We start from the raw sequence: 25,309 nt of genomic DNA on the forward strand, positions 1-25,309 counted from the left end.
AGCCTAGCTGCCTCGTTCGGCGTTCAATCCGCATGTGATTCGAGCATCCGCACGAGGTGTCAAGCATGACTCCGGTTCCGACCGCGCGCCCTAGCGTTGGGCAACTAGCCCCCAACATTCCTGGCCTGACGACGCCAGTCGCGGGCTTCTCCGGTGGCGTGTACAAACTGTTGCTGGAGAACCATGGCAGCCCCGGCCTGATTTGCATCTTGCGCACCTACGCCGGTCAGGTAGAAGGCGATCTTATCCAACTGTTCTGCGGCGACTTGCTGGTACCGATCGATCACCATAACGTCAGCAAGGAGGAGGCGCGCGATGGGAAGTCGATCAGCCTGCACATATCCATGGCGCGACTGGATGAGGGCGCGGTAGGACCTGTGTTTTTTCGGGTGACGCACCCTGATCAGCGTGCAGAAGAAACCCAGCGCCTGACTCTCAAGATCGACACCGTAGCGCCAACCGGCAACGACCTTATTCAACAGCCGCCGTGGGTAAATGAACAACTGCCACGCCCTCAACCTGCACATTTTTTGATTGATTCAGCCGCAGCCCAACGCGGGGTCGCGGTGAGAATTCCCTTTTATCCCTCCGACCTCACCCGCCTTTCCACTACTCACCGAGCGGTTCGTGATCGCATTCGCCTGATTATCGGTGGGCAAATCATTGAGCATTCCGTGACCGAGAACGAAGCCAGCGGCACACTGCCGATTTCAATCATGGTTTATTACGGCACATGGCTGCAGATCGGCAGCGGCTACCAGACCTGCGCCTACGATGTCATCGATGAAGTAGGCAACCACGCGCCGGGCCGCTCGCCGACGCAACTGATTGAAGTGCGGCTTAATCCCAACGAACGCCTGCTGGACCCTGCCCACGTTGTCGAGGCACCTACAGGAACGCTGGATGCGGACGCCTTGCTAGGCAAAGACGCAACCCTCAGGTTCGCTGTTGCTGGCAAAGGCTGGGCATTGGGCGACGAAGCTCGACTGACCCTTCGAGGGCGCGCGCTGGACGGCGGCGACGTTGATAAAACCTACACCGTCAGTATCACGTCGACGACACCCACCTTCACCGACGTCCCGTGGCCCAATGCCGATGTACGCGCGCTTATCGGCGCCATGATCGAACTCAGTTATGAACGGGTTCGCGCAGGTCAGGCCAACGTGCCCTCTGAAAACGCCTTCGTCCGAGTCACGGGAACCCCCGAGCAAACCGCTCTTGCGGCGCCGCAAGTGCCGGCCGCCAGCGGCGGCGTCCTGCCCCCCTTGACCGACCCGGTAATCGTCACGATCACGAGCTACACAGGGCAAAAGCCGTTTGATTGCGTCACGTTGGTATTAGAGGGCACTAACGTCTACGGCCACCGATTCTATCGGGAGTATGTCGCAGTGGCGGGCGAGGACAGCATCGTATTCGAACTGCCCAACAGCGCTGACGGCGACATCCGCCAACTGGATGGCGGCGAACTGATGCTCTACTACTTCATCAACCATATCGGCCAACGGCCCCCCTCTGACATTTTGTCATTGCGCATTGGCGACCCCTTGGACGCACTGGCCCAGCCTGAAGTACTGCAAGCGCCTGCCCCCGGTTTCACCTTCGACCCCGACGTATCCCTGGGCAATGCCGATGTGAGAGTCCCGGCTAACGCTGCTTTCGTTGTAGACGCCACGGTAACTCTGTATTGCGAAGGCAGTGCAGTCGGCGGCAGCGCCCCACCCGATGCATTTCTCATCACCCCACCATGGGTCGGGCAGGAGTTGGCGTTTGTGATCCAACGACAGTTCATTCTCGCCAACCTCAACGGTTCGGCTCGCATTTATTATCGGGTAGAAAAACCGGGCCAGCGCACCCGCTACTCCAAGGCACTGGTGATCACCGTCGGCAGTCGCCTGCAATTGCCGGTGCCACTGGTGCTGGAGAGCACAGTCACGGGATTGAACAGCGCCAGGCTCAACCCGCAACACGTTCTGAACCCGCCGATATGCACACTGCGAGTAAGCTACACACCGATGCTGGCCAGTGACGATATTCAACCGAGTTTCGTTGGCACTCACGGGCAAGGAACGCCCACCATTGCTGCGCGACCAGGCGACCCCGCGAAGGGCTATGTGGATTTCATCCTGAGCAACAAAGTGATCTCCGCCAATCTGGGCCGAAAAGCTGTGTTGTCCTACATCGTCACCCGCGCCGGTGCCGACACCGCCTCCCAGCTTTTAACCTTGACCATCGACCCTTTCCAGGAGCAGATGCTGGATCTGGTCACCGTGCCTCAGGCATCGAACGGCATAGTAAGAGCCAACATGCTTAATAGCGTGCTGATGCTTGCATGGCCGTTCATAAGCGTCGGGCAGGCGATATGGGTCGATCTCAAGGGCGCAGCCAATCTTGCCCTGCTTGATGGCGTACCACTGACCGCCGCGCAATTCAGCGCCGGGCGCGTGGAGGTCACGATACCCGCCGATTACCTGCGTTCGTTGCCTACTCAAAGCACCTTGACGATTGAAGTACGGGTATCGCTCAACGGCAGTGCCAACAAGACCTCGGCCATCCGCTTGCGTACCGCTCACTACAGGATCACCAATACCGTCGGCGTTTTTGCAACTATTACGGTGGGTCGTGCGCCGAACGCCATGGTGCTGAGCCCGAACGGAGAATTGCTGTATGTCGCCTGCGCGTTTGGCGACACGTCTATCTGGATAATCGACACACTGCGCAACCGTGTCATTCACCACTTCGCAGTGCCAGGGACGCCCTTGCACATCGCGATCAATCCAACCGCTCCAAGATTGTACGTGACGGACAACAGCGTGGCGGTCAACACGCCTATTCGCATTTACAACACACAGGATTACACGCTGATCGATACCATCACCGGGTTTACAACGGTCGCAGGTATCACTCTTAACGCCAACGGTTCCCGCTTGTATGTGGCGGATACAGGCGCATCAGAACTGGTGGTGATCAACACCACCAACCATCAACGCCTGTCCTCGATTCCAGTGCGCGAGCCGATTGACGTGGTCATCAGCCCCGATAACAACCGCGCACATGTGGCAACATTTTTTGACTGGTCGATTCTCAATCTGCACACCAACACCCTGATCGATAGCGTCGACACCCCTTCGGCGCCCAGTGCAATTGCCCACAATCCCAGGGGGGCGGAGGTCTACATCGTCAGCCGGACAGGCGGCAGCGTCACGATCGGCAATACCGTGAATCACGGCATCCCCCAGCGACTGACAGGGTTATCTGGGCCCTTGCATATCGCCTTTGAACGCGGTCGCGACCGTGCCTACGTGTCGCAGACCGACGGCGACCTACTGGGCATTATCGACACGCGCTCGCGGCAGTTGATCGGCACATACGCCGGCTTCAACAAGCCACGCGCAGTGGTGGTGGCTCCAGACGGCTCCCATGGCTATGTGGCAAATATCGGCGGCGATTCTGTGTCCTTGGTGGTGTTATAGCGGACGAATGACCGTTGGTCGTGACTGTCATTTCTCACAGCTAGGCAGCTCGTTGTGCTCGGCGCTCAATGATTCTCGACGCGCCCTGCCTTGAGGGTGGGGTGTCCGCACCGACCAACCCCAAGAGGCTGACGATCATGACCTTGGATCAGAATGCTGAGACCCGCTCAGACGGTACTAACCTACCTGCAATCATCTCCCATTGCGTCCCCAAGCCACCTAGCGGGCTTTTACCCCGTAGATTGTTTCCCGGCGAACTCAAACCGTTCAGCGACTTGGTGATTATCTTTCCCACTGAAACAAAACCCGTTGCCGGTCACGATGCCGCGCTCAACAAAGCGGCGTTGGTGCTCCACACGAAGGGGGTTATCTGTCTGCTTCCGGGGTACCTGGAAAGGGAGGCGGATGACTTTATCTGGCTGGAGATCAATGGCGTACGGGGACCTATTCACACCGTTAGCCAAGAAGAAATAGATAACGACCAGATCACTGTCCTGTTCATGGACAGCGGTCGTTTTATCGACCAAGCGAACAACACCGTGCAAGCCTTTGTTAAGCGCACGGGCGGCGCTGTCGAAAGCAGCAAAGTGTTCAATTTTCTCGCAGACCGTGAGCCCCCTGTGGGCAGGGACCCGATCCCCAGTACGCCTTACAACGACAACATGAGCCCTGTCACGTTTGAGGATCCCCAAATCGAAAACTTTGGGTTCGTTACCGATGAGCAGATAGGCCTCGGCGTGTCGATGCTGATCGCCAATTACCCTTTGAATACCAACGAATCTCCCGTCCATAGCCGTAAAGAGAACGATGTCATTCACGTCAGTATCGGCGGCGTAATTATCAAGCACACCGTCACATCTTTCGAGGCTTCCGGCAATGAGCCAATACGGATCGTGGCTTACCATGGGACCTGGAGCCAACTGCCCAATGGCGTGCATCTGGTCCAGTGGTACGTCGTCGATAAGGCAGGCAATCACTCCCCCGGCTTCTCACCGTCCAGATTGATCGAACTTCGGGCCGGGAACGGTGTGGAACCGCTGCTGCCAATGGTGCATGTCCTTGAATCGCACTACGACCCGGAAATCGATAAGGACGTCATCAATGTGCCGGATCTCATAGGTGACGCGACCATCGAAGTGCCGATACGCTTCAACGGCTACAACATCAACGATGTGGTCGTCCTGACCGTCTATGGGCTTGTTCATGCCATATCCAGCTCAATCGTGCTGCGCTATACGGTAACGAATACCAACCTGATCAGGGCATATATCCCCCTGCCCCTTTCTTTCCTCTTACCCCTGGTCGATGGTCTGATTCTGATCACCTACAAACGGATTCGCCCAGGCACACCCGACCGTAACTCCTCAGCCGCGCTTTACTACATTTTCGGCAACCCCACCGGTACACAGTTGCCGCCTCCAGAGGTGCAGGGTCTGATCAACGGAGTGTTGCCCGAAAATACCGACCCGGTGCATATCGTAGTCCCGCACTACATGGGGCAAAACTCGCAAGATAGGGTTGAGCTGGTGGTGGTGGGGTTTCCAGCCAGTGGTGCCCCTACTTATGCGACCTACACGGACGTCGCCGGCACGGGCGATATTGATTTCATCTTGGATGGCGCGTTCTTCTTCGCCCTCTACGGAGGCTATTTCAAGGCTCATTACATCATTAACGGCGGTATTCCAAGGCCACCGTCAGACGTAGCGATCATCTACGTTGGCAAGACTCAAAATAAACTGCCGGCGCCTACGACACTGCAGGCAGTACCACCCGACTTTAGATTCAACCCTTTGATCCACAAAGGTAATTTGAACGTCAGGGTACAACCGCATCCGTCTATCGTCGCGGGCACGGAGATCAGAGTCATATTCATCGGTTCGAAACCGGGTGGTAGTTACACGAGCCCATGGTTCCGAATAGACGAAAACTGGGAGGATGCCGAAATCCCCTTCACCATTGGTCGCACCGTTGTACTGAACAACGAGGGCGGCACGGCGCATTTGTATTACGAACTCAAACCAGTAATGCCAGGGCCCACTCAGTTTTCCCTGGAACTGATCATTGCGATTGGCGGACCGCGTATCTTACCGTTACCCAGTGTGGTGCAAGCCACGTACATCTCGGAAACCCGGGTTGAACTCAACCCTGTGCATGTGATTGCACCCAACCCACCTTCCTTGGAAGTCCGCGTGACGTCGAACACCTTTCCGAACGACGCAGACATTAAAATCATTATCACCGGTAAACCGGGGGTCGGTACTCCAGACATCCCCGCACGGCCCTCCATACCCGAACCGGGTGAAACCTACACGCGCTTCAACTTATCGAGCGACTTTGTCGCGGCTTACTTGGGTGGTGAGTTCAACGTGTCGTACCAACTGATGGAAGCCTCTGGGACGACTAGTTCGCCGAATCTTACCGTGGAGGTTTTAGCGCTACCGGACTCGTTACTTGATTTGGTCACTATTCCCGAAACAGTAGGCGGGGCAATCAACCCCAGTGTTGCCAACCATGTGCGAATTAACCGGTGGCCGTTTTTCCGGGCCTCGCAATTGCTGTGGATTGATATATTGAGTTCCACCGACCTTGCGCTTCGCGTTTCAATGCCCGTCACATCCGCTGAATTCACGGCCGGACGTACCCTCGATCTGATCCCTGCCAGCTACCTCAGGTCACTGCCCGATAACAGCACAGTGACGATTCAGGCGCGGGTATCGCTCGATGGCAGCGGGAACGAATCGACGGCTCAGCACTTTAGCCGGTCACCGGTGTACAGGATCAAAAAAGCATCGGGGGTCGTGGAAGGCGAGATTCAAGTAGGGCATACCCCTAGTCACCTTGCTCTGTCCAAGGACGACTCGAGACTCTATGTGACCAATGTGGGTGACAGAACGATTTCAGTGATCGACACCGACAAGGGGGAAGTGATTCGTACGCTCCAAGTGACTGGAACGGGGGCGCTTTCGGGTATAGCGGTTAGCCCGAATGGCCGGAATCTGTACGTCAGCTTACTGAGTACCTCGACGCTGGTTATTGAAACCACGCATTTTCAGACAATAGCGACGATCTCGTCTGCTGGTTTCCCATACAACTCAGCTCTACGCTTAAACCCAACAGGATCCCGCCTTTACAGTGGAAACGAATATTATGGAGGTCTCCAAGAAATAGACACTTCGACTAACAAGTATGTGAGATGGCTTAATGGCGGCAGTTACTATACACAAGCAATTGCCTTCAATCATTCAGGCACTCGAATTTATACAAATGGCTATCATATAAGAACATTCGATCAGGCTTCAGGCACCATAATAGGCTCATTTACTGTTCCTCGTGGCTCAGGAAGAAACTTTGGATTAGCCTATAGCCCCACTGCCGACGTTATTTACGCAACCAACGCCGGTTCGTATGCGACGGATGGGTATTTGATGATGTTGTCCGCTGCGACCGTCCCCGTGACACTTATCAAGAGAATTGACAACCTCGGCTATCCTTGGGGCATTGCATTTGCGCCAGACGGCACAAAAGCCTACATGTGTTTACATGGAGAAAACTCGATAAAAATCATCGATACGTCCACCCAATCCATCACTGGAGAAATCAATACCAGTAGCTACCCACTGGACCGACCTAAAGAGATTGTTATTACCTCTGATGGCAGCCGTGCTTATGTGGCCAACTCTGGAAATGCCAATATCATCGTGGTCAGCCTGTAAGTGTTATATCCCACGCTGTTAACTTAATTGTTAAAAAAAACCCGCCTCTTTCGAGGCGGGTTTTTTATTGTGCCGGCAAACTGCATGACATCCGGCGTTGGTTTTACCTGCTCAGAAATCGTAACGCAGGCCCACATTCACACCATAAGGCTGCTTGATGTTCTTGCCGGTGCTGTGCTCCAGATCCGCATGCAACTTCAGGTTCTGCGACACGGACATCGCGACACCCGCACCTACCTTGAAACGCGAACCCGACAGGTCATTGTTGAACGCGTTATTGTTAACGGACACCTGGTTGCTCTGATCGAACTCATGGGCTATCGCCGCCTTCAGGTACGGCTGCAACACGCTGCCGCTTTCCAGTTGGATCGTCCGTCCGACGGTGGTGCCCAGCTCACCGATCACTGTGCTCGACCGGTCACCCTTGGCATCCAGGCCGTTGTCCAGCGTATAACTCTGGGCCTGGGTAATCACCGCATCCAGCTTGCCGTAAGGCTCGACGAAGTAATCGTCAGCCAGCTTGATGTGCCGACCCACTTCCGCCGAAGCGCCCACTGCGTTCTGCGTGTAGTTGCCCTTGGCTTTCTTGCCGTCGCTCATGGCCACGTTCGACTCGTTGTGCAAGCGGTTGAACTTGAGCACACCGTCGAAGTAGAAACCACTTTCGGCATCCAGCCAGGTGGCGTAACCGCCCACGTAGTAGCTGTTAATCGTGGCGCTGCTGCCACGGTTCAGATCCAGGTTCGAGTTACTGTGACCGACCATCCCACCGATAATCCACTGGCCGTCGCCCGCTTCGACAGGCGCGTCTACACCGATGGAGAAACCGCGTTGCGACTGGTTGTACCCCAGGCCAGTCTTGTCGTTGGACACCTCATACCGATTGCCATAAGCGCGCGTCCACAGCCCCGCAGATTGGCCTTGGCTGAAACGCAACTCACCCATACGGGTACGCAGCGTAGTCGTCTCACCCAACAGCACGCTCGGTGCAGCGTTGAACAACGCCAATACGGAGTTGGTGCTTGGGCTGATCACTTTGCTCTCCGGGTCGAGCAGCCAATCCTTGCCTTCGTTTTCGTTGATCAGGCTGTAGGAATAAGTACCGACATCCACACGATCACCGAGCAAACTGAACTGGGCACCGCCGTCCGCCGTGTGAACCACGTGCAGACGATCAGCGCTAAGCGGGTCGGCACCGCTGCTGGCGATCAGCAGTTTGTGCTCACCCGAGGAAGTGCCCGTAACGTTGAGGAAATCGCCAGTCAACGTGGAGAAATCCGCGGTCATATGGAACGTGCCGTTGCCCGACAGGTTAGCGACGTCCAATTGGTAGAACGTGCCGGACTCACCGAACTTGACGTTGCCGCCGCTCATGGAGAGGTCGCCTACCTGCTGGTGATCGACCATCACCCAGGTGGCATCGCTGTTGATTGCCAGCTTATCGACGTTCTCCAGGCGGCCGGTCAGGATCGAGCCGTTGTTGAGACCGACGCTGGCGGTGCCGCCGCTGTTGATCACATCGCCGTGCATGGTGGCGCTGTCCAGGTTCAGGTCCAGTGCGCTGCCGGTGCCGACTTGAACGTTGCCGGCCAGGGCGCTGCTGTTGACGCGCATGTTGGCCGAACCGCCATTCGTCAATTCCAGCATGTTGCCATTCCCACCCTGCAGGGTGGAGCCGTTATTGACATCGATCTCGACCACGCCAGGAGACTTCACCACAATAGCCGCGCCGCTCTCGCCAACCACAGCCGTCTGGTTGAACGTAAAGGACGCCGGGTTCGGTGCAGTCGGGTGCCGATAGACTTCAATACCATTGGTGGCGCCAGTGATGCGGCTCTGATTCGCGTTCAAGTTCCCATCAACGGCCAACAGGCCTTGCTCGCCGCCTATGACCTCACTGTTATTCAAAGTCAGTACGCTGGCGCCATTCAAGATAACGCCTTGGGTGGCGCCCTCGATCAGGGTATTGAAAACATCGGCCGTCGACCCCTGGGCACCTTGGCTCCCCACGATCAATCCGATAGAACGGTCACTGGAAATATGCGCATCACGGATGCTCGCATAACTGTCATAAAGTGAAACGCCCACTTCATTGCCGGCCTGTACCCGACCGCCATTCATTTCGAAGGTCGATTCGTTGGCAAGGACACTGACGATCGTGGCGCCATTGGAAATAAGTTTTGCATCACCGCTCAACTTATAGCGGTCTAACGGAGAACTGGCATCAATGGTCAGTTCATGGCCTGGAAAGACTTCCAGAGCAAGCGCTTTTGTGGCGGCGAGCGACAATGGCATCAATGCCAAAAACTTGATAGCAGTAGCGAGTCGAGTTGGAGTAAAAAATTTAATATGAGTCACGGAGAATTAACCTCTAGTCGGGTGACTGAACAAGCCAAGCGATTAAAGGCTTATCGCCCTGGGCTTTCAGTGGGGGCCTAGAGTACGGAGCCGAAGAGGAACTTCATGTAAGGCAAGTCTAAGGTCGCGTAGGATTATTCTTAATCTCGCTCTAGCTAAGCGCGCGCGATCAATACTTCAATTTCATCTCACGAAACCACGCTATCAGCCGCGTCCACACAAATGGGCAATTTCGTGCGTGGATCACACGCGAAGAACCGCTACCTAAAGGCTTTCGCCGCCAGGTAGCGGACAAGGCTCCTCAACGCGTTACATCAGTTACCACAGATGGTATTACCTGTCTGACGCCGAGTCATCAGCACAAAGGTGACGGGTGAATCGCCTTCAGTTACGCCATCCGCTTTTAGTACGTGATAGTAAGCTTCAATACGCCCGCTCACGACAGGCTGGATATAGACCGGGAACGGTACCGTAAAACGCTCACCAGGATGGCCCGGATCAGTGTGGTCGTGGCTAACCGTCACGGGAGGGAAAGGCAGATCCACCGTTTTTTCGGCGGAGTAGAAATCATCCGGACCATAAACAACCCAATGAAGCGTTATCTGATCGCCCGCCTGCAAGTTCGCAGGGTCTCTGATTACGGTTTTGATCCCACCAACAATGTCCTGGTCGCAGGTAAGCGCAAACAAATCGTCGAAGGCCAGCGCGTCCGGGTACTCGATGCCATTCAGGTTATCTACGGCGAACGCGCGGACATGCACAAGGGTTTCCACTGAATCGACGAAGTTATCGTTCACCCCGTTATTGAGTGTGTACCAAGTGGGAATGTCTCCGTTGCCTGCCTGCTTGATCACCTCCGCAGGCACCGTAAGCATGAACTCGGGATTAGTCTCATCTGCCACAGTGACTAGGTAAGGCGGGTCGAAACAAGGGATGCCTTTCCACCACAGCTGAATAAGGTGCCCCGCCGTAGCCCCTGTATAGCGCGCAAACCGGGCGGTAGCGTCGCCGAAGTCGCCAGGGCCGATTTCATTGGTCAGGCCCCCGGATGAAGTCACTGTCACTGGACCCAGCTCTGGATTAACAGGGCCCGGGTCTTCAGGCCGCCCGCCCGCCGAGGTCAAGTCCACATCCACCGTGATGGTGCCCGAAGGGCCGGCAATTAATTCGCCACTATGAACGTTGTAGAACACGTCTGCCACGTAGGGTGCGGTGAGACCTCCATCCCTAAGGTCCTCCCAAGGAATTTTTACCTTAAGCGGCCAGCTCAGATCTACAGTACCCACGATCAAAAAACTGTTGAATTCGATAAAAACCTGGTCTCCAGCCTGCGCATTGTCGTATTTGCGGATCCAGATCTCAGCACGATTCAATTGAGCGTCGGTCAGGTCGAGCGGTGCTGCAGGGCACTCTGGGTCTCGCAGGTTAGCGGGGAGGGCGCGCGTCACCAATGTGAACTCTCGCATAGCGCTCGGGTAGCTGGTTTGGTTACCGGCACGATCGGTGTAAACAAAGTTGATCTGTTTTAGCCCCCCCCCATCCGCAGCAAGCTGAGCGGTGGTCAGACTGACCTGTATCGGCGCAGTGGTACGCGGTAGATTTTCCAAAGTCAGTATGGGCGTATCACTGGGAAACTTTGTGAAGATCTCCAGTTTGTCGCCAACTTGTGGGTCCAAGCGACGCGGTACCTGGAAAGTCAGGCTACCGCCGTTATCGTCCACATCCTGTAACGTCACATAGTGGCCCACCCAACCCGGTAACGTCACCGCGCCTGGCCTAAGACCGGCATTAGCGTCTCGGCGGTCAATGGTCACTGAGGTAGGAAGAGCAGGGCCATCCGTCGTACCGCTGGAGGTAAATACTTCATAGCGTAGGCTTTTCAGCCCGTGTTCGCCGATCTTGTCTTCCGGTATCGAGAAGCGGTAGGGCCAGGTGTGCGCAGACAACGGCTTACTGAAAGGAATTCGAGAGCCATAAAGGACATTATTAATACGAATTTCCAATTCGTCGTCGCCAACAGGCAGGATTTCGTTCCACCTTGCGATTTCACATATAACGCCTTCAGCGTACAACTCCGCGATGTCCATTAGATTCGTTTGCCCGTCCGCCACGTCGGGCAATGCATTCACCACATGTAGCGCATCCAGCACCCGCGGTCCGCGAGGGGTTCGAGCCCATGGCGGCCGCACCAACAACGGAGAGTTCGGTGCTATCGTCAGTTTTTTTTTGCTCGTGGAGGTTGATCCAAGCGCTCGGGAGTTATTGGGTTTTGTCATGGCTGCTTACTCTCACATGGAATAGAGAATGGCTCGCTTCCAGACATCTAACTGGACCGAGTGACGAGTCTATTTAACCCCCCCTGTGCCAGGCGCGCACCTGTCAACCTTGACAGGTAAAGATGCGGAAACTGGGGGTATTCCTATAGGACTCACACGCTGGAAACGTGGCTTATTAGGCCCATGACAGGCGTTGGGCCGGCAGCACATTGTCAGCGGTAAACGCCGCTTGCGCGGTGCCACCATGCCGGCCAGTTCAAGCTGCTGCTCCCCCGAAGAGTGATCGAGCAAGGTATCCAACGCATAGAGTAAATCGGGTGCAAGCAATGTCGTGGGTCAGTTCCAGTGCTCGCGCAAGACGCAAAAAATCCGATGCCAGTACAGGCATCGGATTTCGATTTCTTGCGCCCAGGGTCAAGCGAGAGGGTTTGATTGATCGGCATCAGGCGTGAGCGCTTTTTTCGGTTTTCACTCACTCTGAGTAGGCCCGAGGCAAGTGCCACCACCTGGCCTTTTCAGATCAATGTAAATGAGCTTCTTGTCCGACAGCCCCGTTGGCCCAGACGCTTTGAATAACCGATATAAGACAACACCCGAACCCCAGCCAGCGACCAGCCCAGGAAGGGTAAACAGCGGATTGAAGGGTTGTATCTGTACCTCAACCTGCTGAAGATCTCTGTGAGCATCAGACAACTCAACATGGAACGTAACACTCGTATATTGGAAAGGATCTCCGCTACCATCTTTTGTGCGGTGGCTACTCCAATACACTTCAAGCCGGTCACCGACCTCAAAGTGGGTAGCATTCCACGGTATACCTATGAACACGCCTGTCCAGGGTTCCGGATGGGTATCACAAGCAACGAAATTGCGGTCGCTGTCATTCAGCAATACAGGCCTCACCAGGCCCTTGAGTGTATCAAGCTCCACTCGCACCAATTTGTCAGGACTGCGCTGGCGATTGACAGCGTTATCCGTCCAGTAATACACCGGTACTTGTCCTGACGCTGCTCGCATGATCAAAAGCCAAGGCACCCAAAAAACCACGGTTTGACCGGGAAGGTCACCGGGCTGAATCTCATATTCGTCCGCCAGCGCAGCCTCTCCGCCCCAGAACAGTTCCAACTTTTGCCCAGGTATTACGTCACCGTTCCATAGTCTCACCTCGACGCGAACAGGACCCGGGGCGTCCGCCTGGGTGACAACATCATCCCCTGTAACTCCCTTTACGACGACCAAAGGCAATTGGGTATTGATCGGATCAGGTCCTTGCGGGTCTGGTCCGGCCACACTGAAGTCCAGAATGTAAAAGCTATCAGGCGATGGCTTCGACGCGCTGCCGCGTTGAAACAGATAACGCACCCGCACGGGAATCGCCTGCTCAAACCCCTCGGCTGAAAGGATCTCCCACTTCACAGGGACACGGATGGGCCACGCGTGGGCCACCCCAATTGTCACGACGGCAAGCGTATGGGTATTCCACCAAATGACGAGTGTGTCGTTCGGCTGCGCCCCGAAAATCTGTTCGATTTCGACAATAACGCCTGTACGAGCATCGTCCAGGTTTATAAGGCCGTCGTCTTCACCCAGGGGCACTTCAGCACGGGGAAGATCCGGCAACATTATGGTGCTGACTTCAATTTCGGTGGGCGCGGAGAACGGGCCGATATTACCTGCACGGTCGATCAGCCGATAAGAGGCGGACCTGAGGCCTGGCCCACTCTTACGAATAAAGTCTTCAGGGAAATGGATCAGAATCGGCGCACCCGCCACATGATTTGGCCCGATGATCAGCTTACCCACAAAATTGACGTTGGCTACCGCTCCCCAAAAGAACTCGACCTCATCTTCAAGGCGAATATCCGTCCAACGCTCGACTTCTGCCCCTATACCGTTGTTTGCCACCAGTTCATCGTCGGTGACAATGCCATCTGCCACTTCAGGGCCAAAAATCAACTCCGGACCTGGATTATTATTATTGGGTTCAGTCTTGTCGACGTTGATCATTGTGATAAACGAGGAAGTCGTCGTTAGCAACGGCGCACTCACCTGATATCTGAGCTGGCGTATACCGCCAGTACTTAACACGCTTGCCGGCAAGTACTCAAGCAAAGGAAACACAGCATTGGGATCGTAAGGCCCCACGATTTCACGGCGATGAACTTCAAGGTTCTGCCAAAAATATACAACCGTTGTAGTCATGGCGACGTGAGAATAGTGGACTGGCCATACGTCTTCGATCGTCACCGCCAACGGTTGATTCTGGAGGTCCGAGTGAATCGTCCAAGCCGCCTCGTCCGGCAGTAATGGCAACGCTTCAGGCACTGTTGGCATCTGGAGGGTCTTGGCGGAACCCGAGCGCTTGCGCCCGGACACGTCGACATTTTTTGAGCCCATCGCCTCCGCATTTGAAGAAACTTTAGAATTAGACATTTCTACTCTCCTCAAGCATTGAACCAATGATTGACCACTGACAAGCGTGCTGGCATGTACCAGACCGACGAGGCCAGGGAGATTATTTAATGCTGATACAAGAAGGTCGGATACTGTCAGGAATAACAGGTACCCCTTGATGCATACACATCAAGAGGCCGCAGGTCATCACGCAAGCATCGAGTTACGTGAGGCGCATGGTTAATGAAATGGCATGCCGGGCGGCGTACTCAGACAGGCGGCAACCGCCACTCAATTGGGGTTTCGCCGTTCTGCTCAAGGAACTTGTTAGCGCGACTGAAATGCCCACAACCGATAAACCCGCGATACGCCGACAGCGGCGACGGATGCACCGATGTCAGCACCAGATGCTTGGTGGCATCGATCAGCTTCTGCTTGCTCTGGGCGTGGGCGCCCCACAGCAGAAACACCAAGTGCGGCTGATGCTCGCTGACCACTTCGATAATCCGGTCGGTAAAGAACTGCCAACCCTTGCCGGCATGGGCGTTGGCGTTGGCGCGCTCCACTGTCATGGTGGTATTGAGCATCAGCACGCCCTGCTCGGCCCAGCTCTGTAGGTAGCCGTGGTTGGGAATGTCGATGTTCAGGTCGCGCTTGAGTTCTTTATAGATATTGACCAGCGACGGCGGCGCCGGCACCCCCGGCTGCACCGAGAAGCACAGACCGTGGGCCTGGCCGGGGCCGTGGTAAGGGTCTTGGCCAAGAATTACCACTTTTACTTTGTCCAGCGGCGTGGAGTTGAGGGCGTTGAAAATCAGCGGGCCAGGCGGGTAGATCTGTTTACCGGCGGCATGCTCCTGGCGCAGGAATTCGCGCAGCTGGGCCATGTAGGGCTTGTCGAACTCATCGCGTAGGGCATGTTTCCAACTGGGTTCGAGTTTGATGCGGTCGCCGTCGGTCATCGTTGAAGTGTCTTGTAAAAAAAGAATGAGGCGAACCCTAGGAAAGCCGCCTCCGCTTGTCAATTGATCTGACACACCACCGGCACTTTCCCACCAAAGGATCATACTGATTTTTCACTTTCTCGATTGAGGTCACGATGAATCTGCACTTCGAAGAACTCACCGGCAGCGGCGGTGCCCGTATCGGCATCGCCAGCCTGGACGCTGAAAAGTCGCTCAACGCCCTCTCCCTGCCGATGATCCTGGCCCTCGGCGACCGCCTGGAGGCCTGGGCCAAAGACCCGCAAATCGTCTGCGTGTTGCTGCGCGGCAATGGCGCCAAGGCGTTCTGTGCCGGTGGCGAGGTACGCAGCCTGGCCCAGGCGTGCCTTGAGCACCCGGGCGAAGTACCCGCCCTGGGCGCGCAGTTTTTTGCCGCCGAATATCGACTCGATTACCGTTTGCACACCTACCCCAAACCGCTGATCTGCTGGGGTCACGGTTATGTGCTGGGCGGCGGCATGGGCCTGCTGCAAAGCGCGGCGGTGCGCATCGTCACGCCCAGCAGCCGGCTGGCCATGCCGGAAATCAGCATCGGCCTGTACCCGGACGTGGGGGCCAGTTGGTTCCTGTCGCGCCTGCCGGGCAAACTCGGTTTGTTTCTGGGCCTGACCGGAGCGCATATCAATGGGCGTGACGCACTGGACCTGGGGCTGGCCGACCGTTTCCTACGGGACGACCAGCAAGACCAGCTGCTCCAGGGCCTATTGCAATTGAATTGGCAGGAACAGACCGCGATGCAGCTCAACAGCCTGCTCAAGGCCCTGGCCCAGGAGGCGCACGACCAGCAACCCGACGCGCAATGGCTGCCGCGGCGCGCGCAGATCGACGCTTGGCTGGACGTGGGCGATGTGCGCTGTGCGTGGCGGGCCTTGAGTGCTTTGCGCGAGCATGCCGACCCGCTGTTCAACCGCGCGGGCAAAACATTGAGTGAAGGTTGCCCGCTGACGGCGCACTTGGTGTGGGAGCAGATCCAGCGCGCGCGGCATTTGTCCCTGGCCCAGGTGTTCCAAATGGAATACACCCTCAGCCTCAATTGCTGCCGTCACCCGGAATTCGCCGAAGGCGTGCGTGCGCGGTTGATCGACAAGGATCAGACGCCTCATTGGCACTGGCCGGACATCAATACGATCCCGGACGCCGTGGTGCAGGCGCACTTCAACAAAGCGTGGGAGGGTAGGCACCCTCTGGCAGACCTTTCCGACTTTTGACAGCTCAGTGCTTGGAGCGGTCAATGGTGAAAGAGCAATTATCGGGCTGGCTGTCATCGCAGATATAGATGTCCTGGCCGAAGGGATCCTTGGCCAGGCGCCAATGCAGGCCGCTGGTCAGCGACACGCTGTCGACCTCCTCCGAGCCGCCATAGCGCAGTGCAATTACTTGATCGCCGTTGGTTCGGTAGATGCACTTCTCAACGTAGCCGTTTTCCCGGGCCTGCCCCTGGGTAGGAATGAACAATGCGCCCACGAACCCGCTGACGAAATCCAGTTGGGTAACCTTAGGCCCCTGCCACAAAAGCTGCCCATCGCGCGCCTGGAAACGCCCCTCTTTTAATTGAACGGAGGACGCGTACGGACACCCCTGCTTCGCGCTGGCGTGCATAACGCCGCAGATCATCACCACAAGCAGGCAGATTGATCGCTTAACCACTGGACGCTCCATGCCTGACCGGCACTCTGATCCCTGTGAGTGAAATACATCTGGAGCGCGAAGGATACCTGTCAAATATGACAGTTCCGACAAACGGCAGACGAAAAAAAGCGGCGCTAGATGCGCCGCTCGATAGTCGGAAACTTACCAATGACCGCCGCGTCCGCCACCACGGTCGCCACGGTCGCCTCGACGGTCATGCCCACCGCGATCCCCCCAGCCCTGATTGGGATAAGGCCGGTAGCCGGCGCGCGGCCCGGACGGGTAGTAACGCGGCGCCGAGTAATAGCGCGGGGCCGGCTGGTAGTAGCGCGGCGCAGAGTAATAACGCGGTGCCGGTGCGTAGTAACGGGGCGCAGGGTAGTAATCACGCCGGTATTGATACACCGAGCCACCCCCGTAGTAGTACGTCGGCGCGGGTGAGGTATAGACCTCGGAACGGTAGTAGCTCTGGCCTCCCTCGTAATAGGGCACGCAAGCGGAAAGGGTCAGACCGAGTAAAGCGCTGAGCAGCATTCGTCGATACATGGCGGCCTCCTGGACCGCGAAAGAGCACCTTCAGCGACGCTGAAGGGCGGCATTCAGCTTTCACTGAATGACGAAATATCTGACATCAAAAACGGAATCTGGTGCGTTCCTGTAACAACTTGATACACCTAGGCCGCCTCTGATAAATGCCTATGGACGCTGCCCTTCCGCAGCTCGAATCCAATCTTGAGCTTTAACGTTTCAGTTAATTTTTGGATGTTGAAACTCTTCGCTTTACCATGATGTCACTATGATGTCGCGTGCAGCCAGGGAGGCTCTAGCGTGCATCCTTCGCTAACGTCCCCGGATTCGAACCATGAAAATTTCAACCAAGCTGCTGCTTTCGTTTTTACTGTGTGCGCTGGTCACCCTCGGGGTTGGCTTGCTGGGTATCAAGGGCGTGGTCAGGCTGTCCACGGCATTGGAACTCACGTTTTCCAACAACCTTGTATCAGTGAGCACCACGGCCGCCACCCTCAATGGGATCGTCGCGCACAATCGAGGCTTGTACCGCCTGATGGACGCCAGCCAAGGCGATGTGTCCCAGCAAGACCGCGACCGCGTACGCCAAGACATCGCCAACGAACTCAAGCGCAGCCAGGATGCCTACGCCACCTACCGCGCAACGCCACTGGCAGATGACGAACGGGCAGCGGGTGACAAACTGGATAACGTGCTACCGAGCTATATCAGCAGTGCCGAACGCATTACAGCGATGCTCGACAGCGGCAAGATCGATCAGGCTCGGGCTGAACTCAACACCACCAACAACGAACTGTTCCGCCAGGCCCGCGAGTTGATCCGCGTGATCATCGAGTCCAACAACCGCCAGATCAAAGAAGGCGCCATCGCCGCCGACGAGCTGCGCAACAGCGCCTTGACGTGGATGATCAGTGGCATCGTACTGGCGTTCATCATCGCCATCACCGTGGGCGTGCTGATCACCCGTCTGATCACCCGCCCCATTGCCCAAGCGGTGCAGAGCGCCCAACGCATTGCCAGCGGTGACCTGACCCACGCCATCCTCACCGAACGTACCGACGAAGCCGGGCAACTGTTGATGGCACTGTCGGACATGCAGGGCGGCCTGAAAAGCACCCTGATGGAAATCGCCAATGCTTCGGATCAACTGGCCTCGGCCGCCGAAGAACTGAGTGCGGTCACCGATGAAAGCACCCGTGGCCTGACCCGTCAGAATGACGAAATCCAACAGGCCGCCACTGCCGTCAACCAGATGACCGCCGCGGTGGACGAAGTGGCCGGCAATGCCGTGTCCACCTCCGAAGCCTCGCGCCAGGCCACCGCCGAAGCCGAAGACGGCCGCCAGCAGGTGGAGCAGGCGGTATCCGGCATGTCGTCGATGGTGGTGGAGATCAACGACTCGACGCAATCGGTCGTCGACCTGGCCAACCAGGTACGCGAGATCGGCAAGGTGATCGACGTGATCCGTAGCATCGCCGACCAGACCAACCTGCTGGCACTCAATGCTGCCATCGAGGCGGCGCGGGCCGGTGAGCAGGGTCGCGGCTTTGCGGTGGTTGCCGATGAGGTGCGGGCATTGGCCCATCGCACCCAGACCTCCACGGTCGACATCGAAAAAATGATCGGCGAAGTGCAGGTGGGCGCCGACGGCGCGGTGGCGGCAATGAACAAGAGCCTGACCTGGGCCAACAATACCCAGACCCTGGCGCAAAGTGCCGGTCAAGCGCTGCAACGCATTACCGCCAGCGTGGCCAAGATCAACGAACGCAACCTGGTCATCGCGTCCGCATCGGAAGAACAGGCCCAGGTGGCCCGTGAAGTGGATCGCAACCTGCTTAACATTCAGGACCTGTCCACTCAGACAGCCGCCGGTGCGCACCAGACCAACGCCTCCAGCCAGGACCTGTCGCGCTTGGCTACCTCGTTCAATGTGCTGGTCAGCAAGTTCCAGCTATGAGTAGCCGAGGCAAGGTCGGCCCTGTATCGTGCAAGGCACGCCGGAATGGACCGGCTCCTTGCCCGATACCGCCCGAACCGACCGATGACCACGCCCACCCTCTGCCCCGCCTGCGGCGCTCGCAACGACTGCGCCCTGGCCGACCCTCGCCGCGTCGACCAAGCCTGCTGGTGCTACAGCGTCACCATCGATCCGGCGGTGCTGCAAGCCCTGCCGGACGCCCTGCGTAACCAAGCCTGCCTGTGCCCGCGCTGTGCCCAGGTCGACCAACAGTTACGCGACGCCGAGCGATCCTGATGCGTGTCGATCGTTTCCTCAGCAACCTGCCGCGCTTCAATCGAAAACAAGTACGCCTGTTATTGGTGGAGCGGCGGATCCGGGTCGATGGCGTTGCCGTCAGCGATCCTCACCATGAAGTGCGCGAATTCAGCCGGGTATGCCTGGACGATGAGGTGCTGCAGGCGGGCAAGCCGGCGCGTTATTTCATGCTCCACAAACCCAGGGGCTGTGTGAGCGCGACGTTGGATCCTGAACACCCGACCGTACTCGATTGGCTCGATGAGCCGGATAAGGGCGAGCTGCATATTGCCGGGCGGCTGGACTTCAACACCACGGGCTTGCTGGTGATCACCAATGACGGCCAATGGTCGCGCCGGCTGACTCAACCGCAGACCAAGTTGCCCAAGGTGTACCGGGTCGAGACGCAACAGGACATCGGCCCCGAGTACGCGCCTACGTTCGCCGCAGGCTTGTACTTTGCCTTCGAAGACCTCACCACCCAACCCGCCGAACTGACGCTGCTGGGGCCGAGGACCGCGCGGTTGAGCATCGTCGAGGGCCGCTACCACCAGGTCAAACGCATGTTCGGACATTTCGACAATAAAGTGATCGACCTGCATCGTGAGCGCATGGGCCCGCTGGTGCTGGACGCGACCCTTGCGCCGGGCGAGTACCGGGCATTGACCGACGCAGAAATCAGACAGGTCTGACGACCATTCAGCCGGCGACTGCAAAAACCTATTTGAGCGCCTTGCGGCATCCCGGGTCTGCTGCTTGAATCAAACCGTCAGCCGCAATATGACTGACGAGTCGCCTATAAACTCCAAGACCCACCTTGCCCTGCCCGCGCTTGATCCACGGGCCCTCCAGGCAAACCGCCCGCCATAACAACACCCGCCGGCCAGCCGTAATCGGACCGACATGGGCCTTCCTTTTCCAGGCGTATGCCTACCTGTCACAAAGCTCGTGCAGAGTGTTCTGCGCGCCCTACCCGCTTGCCAGGAGTCTTACGACATGAGGCCAGAAATCGCTGTGTTGGATATAAAGGGTCAGTATCGGGTTTACACGGAGTTCTATCGCGCGGATGCCGCTGCAAAGACCATCATTCTGGTCAACGGCTCGATGGCCACCACGGCATCCTTCGCCCAAACCGTGAAGAGCCTGCACCCGCAATTCAATGTGGTGTTGTACGACCAGCCCTACGCCGGCCGTTCCAAACTCCATAACCGCCACGAGCATATGCTCACAAAGGACGTCGAAGGCCATATCCTGCTGGAGCTGATCGAGCACTTCGCCGCCGAACATGTGTTGTCGTTTTCCTGGGGCGGCGCCGCCACCCTGGTCGCCCTCTCCCAGCGCCCGCGCCGGGTGGAAAAAGCCGTGATCAGCTCATTCTCACCGGTGATCAATGCGCCCATGCGCGACTACCTGGAACGCGGCGTCGATTACCTGAGCAACCTCGACCGCGACCGTGTCGGCCACTTGGTCAACAGCACCATCGGCAAGCATCTGCCCTCGCTGTTCAAACGGTTCAACCACAAGCATGTTAGCAGCCTGGCCGAGCATGAATACGGGCAGATGCATTTCCACATCAGCCAAGTGCTCGACAGCGACCGGTTGTGCTACCTCAAGGCGGCCAAGCAGATCGACATTCCGGTGCTGTTCGTCAACGGCGAATGGGACGAATACACCAGCGCCGACGATGCCAGGCTATTCGGTCAATATGTGAAGAACAGCAGCTTCAGTAGCATCCAGGCCACCGGTCACTTTCTGGACATGGAACACAAAGCCGCGTGTCGGGACAGCCGTGACGCCGTGGTGGGTTTCTTGAAACCGGAGCAGCGCATCAACCGGCCGCGTTACGACCGCGGCCAAACGCAACATGCGTTCGCACTCTGAACCGCAGAAGCCTTGCCGGCTCACCATGGCGAACACGTGCGGTCGCCATGGTGAGCCGGCAAGAAGCCGTTCGTCACCTCGGCAGATGCACGCAACCTGCACATTTTCCAAAGAAAAACTTCAAATCCCAGCGCGCATCTGGTACAAAGTCAGCCGCTCTGAGCGGGTGTCGTATAATGGCATTACTCCAGCTTCCCAAGCTGATAACGAGGGTTCGATTCCCTTCACCCGCTCCACTCAGATTCGCTCCCCGTCACGCCGTTGCTGACGGGGATGCATAAGAAAACCGGCCCTTGGTGGCCGGTTTTTTTATGGGCGAAATTCAGTGATACCACCCGATCTTGCGACCTTTGCGCATCACGACGCAGCGTAAACCTGTACAAATCAATTATTTTGTACAAGTATCAATGGCGATAGGGGCACTTCGCCTCGCACGATCACGGAGCCCCGCCATGGTGCGTCTACTGGTTTCTCTATTGCTGGTCGCAAGTCTGTGCAGTTGCACGGGCGTGGGGGTGGATCACTATGCCGATCAGCAACCCAAGCTGGATCTGGAGCGTTTTTTCAGCAAGCCGGTCAAGGCCTGGGGCATTTTCGAGAAGCGTTCCGGCGAGGTAGCCAAGCGCTTTGAAGTGCAGATCGAGAGCCGGCGCGAGGGCAACCAGCTGATTCTCGACGAGCGTTTCGTGTACAGCGATGGCACTCGCCAACGTCGCGTATGGACGCTCACCCCGGACGGCCCCGGGCGCTGGCGTGGGCGCGCCGGCGATGTGGTCGGCGAGGCGATCGGTGAGGTGGCGGGCAACGCGTTGCGCTGGCGCTATCGGCTCAACTTGCCGGTGGACGGTTCGGTGTACGAAGTCAGCTTCGACGACTGGATGTATCTGATGGACGAAGACACCCTGATCAACCGCTCCAGCATGTCCAAGTTCGGCGTGGAATGGGGGCAGGTCACGCTGTTTTTCCGTCGCCAATAAACGGGTTTTTCAGCCTGCCTGACAGGCGTGGGGATGAATGATGAATATGCAAATGCTGTCGGATGTGGCTGCAAAAGGCGAAGTCCGCGAACTGGAATTGCTGTCGCTGGAGGGCGGTTTCTATGTGGCACGCATCAGGCTGGTTCACGGCGAGATGACGTTGTTGGGCGAGGACGGCCAGCCTTTGCGTATCCGCTCCACCACACACTTGCGCGACCTGCTGCAAGGCGTGGCACCCTTCCCCTGCGTGCTGGTGCAACAGTGCGCCCATGACGAAATGTGCGGGGTACGCGATGGGCCCATCGAAGCGTTGCGCGTGCCGTTTTCCCTGGAGGCGACCTTTTAGCAGCGGTAAATCACGTTCGGAAAAATCTGGATGCGCTGAAAGATTCCGGTAAGGATGATGCGACCCCTGCCCCCGGAAGCAAGATGACCGCCATGCCTGAATACCCACAAACCACGCCCAAGCCCATCCTGCATCAGGTGGTGGGCTGGGTGGTGGTGCTGCCCCTGCTGGTTTCGTTCCTGAGGTTGCCGGTGCCGTTTGGGTTGCTACTGGTGTTGGCCTCCCTTGCTGGGTCGGTGTACGGCGTACGATTTGCCAAGCGCCACGCCAGCCGGCGCGTCAGCCTGTTTGCGCTGGTCGTCACTGTGCTTAATACCCTCTCACTGTTTGCCGTAGGGCAACCGACGATAGTGAAGGTGCCGTTTCTGATCGCCTGGTGGTACGTAGCCCCCAATTACTCCAGCTGGGTGTATTGGAATTTCTAGAGGGGCGCAAAATTCGAGCGCAAGAAACGTAGTGCCCACTTAGTCTGTTGGCGCTAGTGTTGGGATGCGCCGTTAAACTGTCGCCCTCCCAGGAGTTCGCCTATGTCCTACGACTACATGCTCATGCCCTCCCCCGTCGGCCAGCTCACCCTGGTGGCCCGCCACGACAAGCTCAGTGCCATTTTGTGGGAAACCGAACGCGCCAATCGGGTTCGACTCGGCGAGTTACGCGCTGCTGACGACAACCCGGTGCTGTTGGAAACCGAGCGTCAGTTGATGGAGTACTTCGCGGGCCGGCGCGATAGGTTCGAGCTGGAACTGGAGTTCACCGGCACCGACTTCCAGAAGCAGGTGTGGCGAGCGCTGTTGACCATCCCTTTCGGCGAAACCCGCAGCTACAGCCAGATCGCGCAGCAAATCGGCAACCCAAGCGCGGTACGCGCCGTGGGCGCGGCCAATGGTCGGAACCCCATTTCGATCATCGCCCCCTGCCATCGCGTCATCGGTGCGTCAGGCAGTTTGACCGGGTTTGCCGGTGGGCTGGAGGCCAAGCAGTATCTGTTGGCCCTTGAGGATCGCGGCCAGACAACAATGGGCTTCTGATCAAGCAGGCAAGATGGGCCCGCGGACAAAAGCCTTGCAGTTGTATAACGGTTCGAACCCCAACTTTCGATACACCGAGCTGCCACTCGCTGTAGCCTCCAGAAAGAACGTTAAACGGGCTTGATTTTTGCGCGGTGAAATAGGCGCAGGTATCGGCACTGAAGCGCCGATGCAGCAGGCATAACAGCGCAAAAAAATAATCTTCGGTGCGGCGATAGAGAGTGTGCAGGTCACAAGAGGCATTGAGGCGCATGGGGCATGTCCGGTGGAAAAGCCCAGTCTTGAGTGCCTGGCAGCAGGGGACCGTAGGCCCACTCCGAAAACGTGTCGGACAAGCATTCCGCTGCATTCAATCGCAAAATTGTAAAAATAAATTTTAGAGCGCGGCTGCGGTCAGAATTTCATCACCTGTATTTTTTAAGGAACCCGGTCATGAAATTCTCTGCAGTCTCCCAATCTCTGTCTCGCTGGGCGGGCAGCGCGCGCACGTTCTACGCGGCAGTCGCGTTGATCGGCCTATGGAGCCTGAGCGGGCCGTATTTTCATTACAACGACACCTGGCAACTGATCATCAACACATCGACCACCATCATCACGTTCCTGATGGTGTTCCTGATTCAGAACACGCAAAACCGCGATAACGACATCCTGCATATCAAGATCGACGAACTGCTGCGGGTGACCAAGGACGCGCAGAATGCCGTACTGAGCCTGGATGGCCTTGACCGCAAGGAACTGGAAAGACTGCGCCAGGAATACCGCAGCATCGGCAAAACGGCCTCGATGAATCTCAACAGCAGCTGCGGGCACGCCGCCGACGATGCGGCGCCGAGTAAAACCGATCTGAATCAGGCATAAAAAAACGGCGGCTGGATGTGATCCAGCCGCCGTTTTTTGGTTCAGGCGTAAGGTTCAACCATCGCCTTGATGACCTTTGCCATAGGTCGAGGCCAGCGCGCGGGCCTTTTGCAGACGCTCTTCCAAGCGTGGCAACGTTTCATCCACCAGCGCTTTTATTTCCGGTACATCCGAGGCGGCACCTTCTTGCTTGAACAGCGCGATGGCCTCTTCGTTCTCCTTGACCTGCTGGGCCGTGTAGGCGGCATCGAAAGAGTCGCCGTCCTTGAGTTCGGGCATCAAGGTCTCGGCTTTATCCACGATCTGTTCGCGCGGGGCCACAGGCAGATCGAGCTTCTTGGCAATCGCCGCCAGATGCTGATTGGCCAGGGTGCGCTCGTTGATGACTTCGATGGTGTAGTCCTTGATTTCCTGGGACGAGGTTTTCGCGTGGGCCATGCGACTGGTTTCGATATCGGCCATGCCCTTGGCCGACGCCTTCTCGATGAATTCGGCAGGCGACTGGGCGAAAGCACTGCTGGCGCCGAGGCCCAGCAGCATCGCGAAACTGGCGGTGCGTAACCGGATAGCCATGCGGCTCATGATGGGTTCCT

The 25,309-nt window shown here is 57.2% G+C and carries 19 protein-coding genes and 1 tRNA gene; 13 read left to right on the top strand and 7 right to left on the bottom strand.

Annotation, left to right across the window (positions count from 1 at the left end):
- Positions 1-158: 158 nt before the first annotated feature.
- Both ACFZPT_RS04325 and ACFZPT_RS04330 read left to right on the top strand, forming a co-directional pair.
- Positions 159-3,470 (top strand): hypothetical protein, encoded by a 3,312-nt coding sequence (locus tag ACFZPT_RS04325; protein ID WP_379558966.1) that lies wholly within the window; start codon positions 159-161, stop codon positions 3,468-3,470.
- A 137-nt stretch (positions 3,471-3,607) separates the two neighbouring features.
- Positions 3,608-7,183, top strand: a complete 3,576-nt coding sequence (locus ACFZPT_RS04330; protein ID WP_158231138.1) for a YncE family protein — start codon at positions 3,608-3,610, stop codon at positions 7,181-7,183.
- A gap of 111 nt (positions 7,184-7,294) precedes the next feature.
- Here ACFZPT_RS04330 and ACFZPT_RS04335 read toward each other — a convergent pair whose 3' ends face one another.
- The 4 genes from ACFZPT_RS04335 to ung form a co-directional block, all read right to left on the bottom strand.
- Complete coding sequence (locus tag ACFZPT_RS04335) at positions 7,295-9,478, bottom strand: autotransporter outer membrane beta-barrel domain-containing protein (protein ID WP_080758691.1); 2,184 nt, start codon at positions 9,476-9,478, stop codon at positions 7,295-7,297.
- Between the two features lie 377 nt (positions 9,479-9,855).
- On the bottom strand, positions 9,856-11,691 hold the full coding sequence (locus ACFZPT_RS04340) for a hypothetical protein (RefSeq protein ID WP_143506463.1): 1,836 nt from the start codon (positions 11,689-11,691) through the stop codon (positions 9,856-9,858).
- Positions 11,692-12,285: 594 nt separating this feature from the next.
- Complete coding sequence (locus ACFZPT_RS04345; RefSeq protein ID WP_099312624.1) at positions 12,286-14,250, bottom strand: hypothetical protein; 1,965 nt, start codon at positions 14,248-14,250, stop codon at positions 12,286-12,288.
- A gap of 230 nt (positions 14,251-14,480) precedes the next feature.
- Positions 14,481-15,173, bottom strand: a complete 693-nt coding sequence (ung, locus tag ACFZPT_RS04350) for a uracil-DNA glycosylase (protein WP_034096376.1) — start codon at positions 15,171-15,173, stop codon at positions 14,481-14,483.
- A gap of 137 nt (positions 15,174-15,310) precedes the next feature.
- On the opposite strand from ung, the gene ACFZPT_RS04355 reads away from it, so the two are divergent.
- Positions 15,311-16,423, top strand: a complete 1,113-nt coding sequence (locus ACFZPT_RS04355) for an enoyl-CoA hydratase/isomerase family protein (protein WP_034096375.1) — start codon at positions 15,311-15,313, stop codon at positions 16,421-16,423.
- 4 nt (positions 16,424-16,427) lie between these two features.
- Here ACFZPT_RS04355 and ACFZPT_RS04360 read toward each other — a convergent pair whose 3' ends face one another.
- On the bottom strand, positions 16,428-16,862 hold the full coding sequence (locus ACFZPT_RS04360; RefSeq protein WP_379554974.1) for a DUF3757 domain-containing protein: 435 nt from the start codon (positions 16,860-16,862) through the stop codon (positions 16,428-16,430).
- Between the two features lie 144 nt (positions 16,863-17,006).
- A complete protein-coding gene (locus tag ACFZPT_RS04365; RefSeq protein ID WP_034137340.1) occupies positions 17,007-17,390 on the bottom strand; it encodes a hypothetical protein in 384 nt (127 codons plus the stop codon).
- 316 nt (positions 17,391-17,706) lie between these two features.
- Here ACFZPT_RS04365 and ACFZPT_RS04370 point away from each other — a divergent pair, with 316 nt between their 5' ends.
- The 10 genes from ACFZPT_RS04370 (at position 17,707) to ACFZPT_RS04415 (ending at position 24,716) form a co-directional block, all read left to right on the top strand.
- Positions 17,707-19,329: a methyl-accepting chemotaxis protein gene (locus tag ACFZPT_RS04370; protein WP_099312626.1), complete on the top strand. Its 1,623-nt coding sequence runs from the start codon at positions 17,707-17,709 to the stop codon at positions 19,327-19,329.
- Between the two features lie 84 nt (positions 19,330-19,413).
- Positions 19,414-19,626, top strand: coding sequence for a cysteine-rich CWC family protein (locus ACFZPT_RS04375; protein WP_034096371.1), 213 nt, complete (start codon positions 19,414-19,416; stop codon positions 19,624-19,626).
- Positions 19,626-20,318: a pseudouridine synthase gene (locus tag ACFZPT_RS04380; protein WP_034096370.1), complete on the top strand. Its 693-nt coding sequence runs from the start codon at positions 19,626-19,628 to the stop codon at positions 20,316-20,318. The genes ACFZPT_RS04375 and ACFZPT_RS04380 overlap by 1 nt, the downstream gene beginning before the upstream one ends.
- 304 nt (positions 20,319-20,622) lie before the next feature.
- A complete protein-coding gene (locus ACFZPT_RS04385) occupies positions 20,623-21,507 on the top strand; it encodes an alpha/beta fold hydrolase (protein ID WP_099312628.1) in 885 nt (294 codons plus the stop codon).
- 162 nt (positions 21,508-21,669) lie between these two features.
- Positions 21,670-21,743, top strand: a tRNA-Gly gene (locus ACFZPT_RS04390).
- A 216-nt stretch (positions 21,744-21,959) separates the two neighbouring features.
- A complete protein-coding gene (locus ACFZPT_RS04395; protein ID WP_034096368.1) occupies positions 21,960-22,484 on the top strand; it encodes a DUF3833 domain-containing protein in 525 nt (174 codons plus the stop codon).
- A gap of 40 nt (positions 22,485-22,524) precedes the next feature.
- Positions 22,525-22,830 (top strand): DUF6482 family protein, encoded by a 306-nt coding sequence (locus tag ACFZPT_RS04400; protein WP_034096782.1) that lies wholly within the window; start codon positions 22,525-22,527, stop codon positions 22,828-22,830.
- Positions 22,831-22,913: 83 nt separating this feature from the next.
- Positions 22,914-23,255 carry a hypothetical protein gene (locus ACFZPT_RS04405; protein ID WP_309475191.1) on the top strand — a complete coding sequence of 114 codons (342 nt, stop codon included), beginning with the start codon at positions 22,914-22,916 and terminating at the stop codon, positions 23,253-23,255.
- A 102-nt stretch (positions 23,256-23,357) separates the two neighbouring features.
- Positions 23,358-23,858 (top strand): methylated-DNA--[protein]-cysteine S-methyltransferase, encoded by a 501-nt coding sequence (locus ACFZPT_RS04410; RefSeq protein ID WP_034096367.1) that lies wholly within the window; start codon positions 23,358-23,360, stop codon positions 23,856-23,858.
- 432 nt (positions 23,859-24,290) lie between these two features.
- Entirely contained in the window at positions 24,291-24,716 is a 426-nt protein-coding gene (locus ACFZPT_RS04415) for a low affinity iron permease family protein (RefSeq protein ID WP_099312630.1), read from the top strand.
- Positions 24,717-24,770: 54 nt separating this feature from the next.
- On the opposite strand, the gene ACFZPT_RS04420 is transcribed toward ACFZPT_RS04415, so the two are convergent.
- Positions 24,771-25,298 (bottom strand): DUF4142 domain-containing protein, encoded by a 528-nt coding sequence (locus tag ACFZPT_RS04420; RefSeq protein WP_034137333.1) that lies wholly within the window; start codon positions 25,296-25,298, stop codon positions 24,771-24,773.
- Positions 25,299-25,309 lie beyond the last annotated feature (11 nt).

Source organism: Pseudomonas sp. MD330_10 (genome assembly GCF_042610415.1).
Taxonomy (GTDB): domain Bacteria; phylum Pseudomonadota; class Gammaproteobacteria; order Pseudomonadales; family Pseudomonadaceae; genus Aquipseudomonas; species Aquipseudomonas rhodesiae.